The 6,000-nt window shown below is 66.7% G+C and carries 1 protein-coding gene (running past one end of the window); it reads left to right on the top strand.

The features are described 5' to 3' along the window. On the top strand, positions 1-6,000 hold part of the coding region annotated (locus ON44_RS29190; RefSeq protein WP_083898213.1) for a non-ribosomal peptide synthase/polyketide synthase (this coding region is incomplete at its 5' end). Its footprint extends 9,382 nt past the window's final position; 6,000 of 15,382 annotated nt are visible.

Here is a 6,000-nt window from a genome sequence, read left to right as displayed (position 1 = left end):
TGAAGTGACCGATACCGATACCCTCTCGGTGCCGATCGGCGCGCCGGTCTTCAACACCCGGCTCTACGTGCTCGATTCGCGGCTGCGGCCGGTACCGGTCGGGGCTGCGGGCGAGCTGTATCTGTCGGGGGTACAGCTCGCCCGTGGTTATATCGGCCGCCCCGGGCTCACCGCAGATCGGTTCGTCGCGGATCCGTTCGGGTCGGCCAGCCGGATGTATCGCACCGGTGACCTGGTGCGCTGGACCTCCCACGGTGAGCTGGAGTACCTGGGCCGCACCGATTTTCAGGTGAAGTTGCGCGGGTTGCGGATCGAGCTCGGCGAGATCGAAGCCGTGCTCGGGGCCGTCGATTCGGTGGTGCGCGCGGTGGTCGTGGTGCGCGATGACGCCGGGGTGGGCGAGCAGTTGGTCGCCTATGTGGTCGAAGCCGAGAGCGGCGCGGTGGCTCCCGCCGAACTGCGTACTGCGGCGCTGCGCGCGCTGCCCGCGTATATGGTGCCTGCCGCGTTCGTGGTGATGGACGCGTTGCCGGTCAATGCCTCCGGCAAATTGGATCGTGCCGCGCTGCCCGCACCCGAGCGGATCTCGACCGACTACACCGAGGTCGCGACGCCGGTGGAGGCCACGGTCGCGCGGGTGTTCGGTGCGGTGCTCGGATGCGATCGGGTCGGGCGCGACGACGATTTCTTCGCGCTCGGCGGCAATAGTTTGGTGGCCACCCAGGTCGCGGCGCGTTTGGGCGCCGAACTGGGCTGTCGGCTCGGGGTTCGCGAATTGTTCACCGCTACCACGGTGTCCGCACTCGCCGAACTCATCGAGCGGACGGGTGGATCCAGTGGCGGGCCGGTGCTCGCGCAGCTGCGGGCGCGACACCGGCCGCCGCTGGTTCCGCTATCTCCGGCGCAGCGGCGGATCTGGTTCCTCAACCGGTTCGAGACTGCCGGCGCCGGGTACAACATGCCGTTCGTGGTGCGGTTGCGCGGTGCGGTCGATATTTCCGCGCTGCGGCTGGCCTTGGCCGATCTGGTCGACAGGCATGAGGTACTGCGCACGATCTTTCCCGCGGTATCGGCTGGAGTGGCGGCCCAGCAGGTCGTGTTGTCCGCGGACGAGGTTGTCGTCGTGGGCGAGCCGGAGTCGATCGGTGCGGACGAACTGGACGACGAGCTGGCTCGGTTCGCGGCGCTCGGATTCGACCTGGAGCGTGAAATACCCATTCGGGCCCGGATTTTCCTGGTCGATGACGACAGCTGCGCGCTGGCGCTGGTGCTGCACCACATTGCCGCGGATGGTGTGTCGCTGCGGGTGCTGGCACGAGATGTGATGTCCGCGTACGGATCTCGACACGCAGGCGAGGTGCCGAAATGGCTGCCGCTTTCGGTGCAGTACGCGGATTACAGCCTTTGGCAGCATGAATTGCTCGGCTCAGCCGAGGATCCCGATGCTGCGTCGGCCCGGCAGCTGGAGTTCTGGACGGCCACGCTCGCCGGTGCACCCGATCTGATCGAGTTGCCCGCCGATCGGTCCCGGCCCGCGGTCGCATCCGGCCGGGGTGCGGTGTTCGGTTTCGAAATTCCGGGCGACGTGCACGTCGAGGTCGTGAAACTTGCGCGTGCCCAGGGTGTTTCGAACTTCATGGTGCTGCATGCCGCGCTCGCCGTGCTGCTGTCGCGGCTGTCCGGAAGCGACGACATCGTGATCGGCACGCCGGTGGCCGGCCGTGGTGAACGAGCGCTGGACGATCTCGTCGGCATGTTCGTCAACACCTTGGTGCTGCGAACCGTGGTCGATGCCGCCGCCCCCTTCTCGTCACTGCTGGCACGGGTGCGCGAGACCGATCTCGCCGCCTTCGGCCATGCCGAATTGCCATTCGAGCAGCTGGTCGATGCCATCAACCCGCCGCGCTCACAAGCGCGGCACCCGCTGTTCCAGGTATTGCTCGCTTTCGACAATGCCGCGGACATCGCCTTCGAACTCCCCGATTTGTCGGTCTGCACCAGTACCCTGGACACCGGAGTGACCAAGTTCGATCTCCAGCTCACGGTCACCGAAGGCTTCGCCGGTGCCGGACTCGGGGAAGGTCCGGCACCGGCGGGGATCTGTGCGGAATTCACCTACGCCACCGATCTATTCGACGAATCCACCATCGCGGACTACGCGGAGTGGTTGGTTCGGTTGCTGCGCGCGATCGTGGCCGATGCCGAGCTGGCGGTGGGGGATCTGCCGCTGCTGGATGTCGCGGGTCGGCAGCGTGCGATCGAGCGCGGAATCGCGGAGTCGTCGAGCCGTGTCGCGACGCTGCTGGCCGCGTTCGAGACGCAGGTGCGGCGGACGCCCGATGCTGTCGCACTGGTCGATGGACATTGTGCGCTCACGTATTCGGAGTTCTCGGGGCGGGTGAATCGGCTTGCTCGTCGGCTGATCGCCGCCGGTGTCGGACCCGAGACGCTGGTTGTGCTGGGTATGCGGCGGTCGGTGGAGTTCGTTGTCGCGGCCTATGCCGTATTGACCGCGGGCGGTGGGTATGTGCCGGTGGACCCGGATCAGCCGGCGGCGCGGCGTGCGCAGGTCGTTGCCTCGGCTCGGCCGGTATGTGTGCTGACTCGGGCGGGTGACGGGTGGTCGGCAGGACCTTCGGTTCTGGTGGTCGACGCACTGGACTGCTCGGGTTATTCGGATGCGCCGGTGGTGGATTCGGATCGGCTGCGTCCGTTGCGGGCGATCAATACGGCGTACGTCATTTTCACCTCCGGATCCACGGGGCTGCCGAAAGGTGTTGCGGTACAGCATGCCTCGGTGGTGAATCAGATCGACTGGATTGCCGACGAATACCGCATCGGGGCCGACGATGTGGTTCTGTTCAAGACTCCCGCGACCTTCGATGTGTCGGTGTGGGAGCTGTTCGCGCCGTTGGCGCGCGGTGCGCGCATGGTGGTCGCCCAGCATGACGGGCATCGGGACAGCGCCTATCTGTCCGCGACCATCGCGGCGCACCGGGTGACGATGACCTCGTTCGTGCCGTCGATGCTGACGGTGTTCGCCGATGCCACCGGTATTGCCGAGATCGCTTCGTTGCGTGCCGTTTTCGTTGCCGGTGAGGCGATGACCGGTGAAGCTGCGGCCCGTTTCGCCGTTGTGTGCCGAGCCGCCCTGCACAATCTGTACGGCCCAACGGAATTCACGGTGCACGCCACCTATGCGCCCGTCGATGCGGCGCTGCCGGGGGCGGCGCCGATCGGTCGGCCGGTGCGTTCGAGTCAGGTGCTGGTGCTCGACGCGCGGTTGCGGCCGGTACCGGACCTGGTCGTTGGCGAGCTCTACCTTTCCGGCGTTCAGACGGCGCGCGGGTACCACGGGCGGGCGGAATTGACCGCCGAGCGGTTCGTAGCCAATCCGTATGGACCGGCGGGAGCCCGGATGTACCGGACCGGTGATCTGGTGCGGCGCAATCGGGCAGGCGATCTGGAATATCTGGGGCGCAGTGACTTTCAGGTCAAGCTGCGGGGGCAGCGGATCGAGCTCGGTGAGATCGAGGCGGCTCTGGTCGCTGCCGACGATGTGCGTGCCGCGGCTGTTCGGGTGTTCGCGCACGCGGCGGGTGAGCTGCTGGTCGCCTATGTGGTCGCGGACATGCCAGAGGCGGAGCTGGCCGATGTGCTGAGGCAGCGGCTGCGCGCTGTACTGCCTTCATACATGGTGCCGACAGCCTATGTCGGACTGGCGGAGATGCCGCTGACCAGCTCGGGCAAGTTGGATCGCAAGGTATTGCCCGACCCGGTGCTGACCGCTGGGACATTTCGTGCACCTGTCACGTCCGCCGAGCACGCGGTTGCCGAGGTGTTCGCGGCGGTGCTCGGTCTCGATCGGGTCGGGCTGGACGACGACTTCTTCGCACTCGGCGGAAACTCCCTGGTGGCCACGCAGATTGCCGCGCGAATCGGCGCGGTCGTCGATGCCGATATTCCGGTGCGGCTGCTGTTCGAGCATTCGACGGTGGCGGCGTTGGCCGCGCATCTGCCCGTTTCGGGGACTGCGCGACGGGCATTGATCGCGCAAGCCCGGCCCGATGTGGTGCCGCTTTCCTATGCGCAGCAGCGGATGTGGTTTCTCAATCAGTTCGATGCCGCCTCCGTCGCGAATAATCTGACGGCCGCGGTGCGACTGGTCGGCGCGCTCGATCTCGGCGCACTGACGGCTGCGGTCGCCGATGTCATTGCCAGGCATGAGGCGCTGCGCACCAGATATCCAGCGGTCGACGGTGTGCCGCAGCAGGAAGTGCTGCCGGCGGCTGCGGTGTTGCTGGTGCCGGAGCCGGTCGATGCGACGGAGTTGGCCGATCGGATTCGAGCCCTGGCGGCAATACCTTTCGCGGTGGACCGGGAGGCACCGGTTCGACTCACACTGCTGCGCACTGGGACCGAGCATGTGCTTGTTGTTTCCATCCATCACATCAGTGCGGACGGTTGGTCCATCGCGCCGCTCACCCGGGATCTGATGGTCGCATACGCCGCACGTTGCGCGGGCTCGGAGCCGAACTGGGTGTCGCTGCCGGTGCAGTATGCCGACTACACGCTGTGGCAGCGGGAAACGCTCGGCGCGGAGGACGATCCGGAATCGTTGATCGCCGCGCAGATCCGCTATTGGTCGGCCGAATTGGCCGATCTGCCGGATGTGCTTTCACTGCGGGGGGATCGGTCGCGTCCGGCGGTCGCGTCGGGTCGTGGTGCGCGCTATGCCTTCACCATCGATGCCGCGACCCATCGTCGGCTGTGTGATGTGGCGGAGGGCGCGAATGCCTCCCTGTTCATGGTGCTGCACGCGGCATTCGCCACGCTGCTGGCGAAACTCGCTGGGCAGCAGGATATTGCGATCGGAACCCCCGTCGCCGGTCGCGGCGCCGCGGAGCTGGACGGGCTCGTCGGAATGTTCGTCAACACCCTTGTACTGCGGACCGATGTGCGGCCCGAACTGACTTTTGCCGACTTGATCGCGATGGCCCGCGACGGTGATCTGCGTGCTCTCGCACATGCCGATGTGCCATTCGAGCGGCTCGTCGAGGTATTGAATCCGGAGCGTTCCACGGCACGACATCCGCTGTTCCAGGTCATGCTCGACTTCCAGAACACCGCGCAGACCAATCTGGAACTGGCCGGGCTCGCGGCCTCGATGCTCGATATCGACACGCGGACGGCGAAATTCGATCTGCAACTGACGCTGACCGAGACTGTCGGCGCAGCCGGTATGGCAGCGACGTTCGAGTACGCCACCGATCTGTTCGACGAGCGGACGGTCGCTTCGTTCGCGACTCGGCTGCAGCGCGTGCTCGATGCGGTCGTGGATCCGCATGTGCGGATCGGCGATATCGATCTGCTCGCTGACAACGAGCGGGCGCTGATTCTCGACGCCTGGAATGCGACAGCGCATCCGGTGGATGCCGGTGCGACGCTGGTATCGCTGTTCGAGGCGCAGGTCGCGCGGACGCCGGATGCCACTGCGGTCACCTTCGAGGGCGAGTCGCTGGCCCACCCGTCGCCCGACCACCACCCCGCATCGAGTCGCTACGCGACGCTGGCCCACCCGTCGCCCGACCGCCACCCCGCATCGAGTCGCTACGCGACGCTGACATATGGGGAATTCGCGGGTCGGGTGAACAGGCTTGCGCGGCTGCTGGTGTCGATCGGGGTGGGTCCGGATGTCACCGTGGCCATCGGCATGCGGCGTTCGGTGGATCTGGTCGTGGCCATGTACGCCGTGCTCACGGCGGGCGGTGCGTACGTTCCCGTGGAACCGGAGCATCCGGCCGCGCGGATCGCCCAGACGCTGCGGCTGGCGCGTCCGGTGTGCGTGCTGACCCGCTCGGAGGATGGGCTGGATCTCGACACCGACGAGCGATCGGGTCCGTGGGCGGTGCTCGATGTGGATCTGTTCGATACCGCCGACTATTCGGACGCCCCGGTCACCGATGACGATCGGCTCGGCCCCTTGGTCCCGGGCAATGC

The sequence above is a fragment of the Nocardia vinacea NBRC 16497 genome (genome assembly GCF_000308835.1).
Classification (GTDB): Bacteria; Actinomycetota; Actinomycetes; order Mycobacteriales; family Mycobacteriaceae; genus Nocardia; species Nocardia vinacea.
The sequence above is the reverse complement of the archived record's forward strand: the minus strand, read 5'-3'. Positions and strand labels throughout refer to the sequence as shown.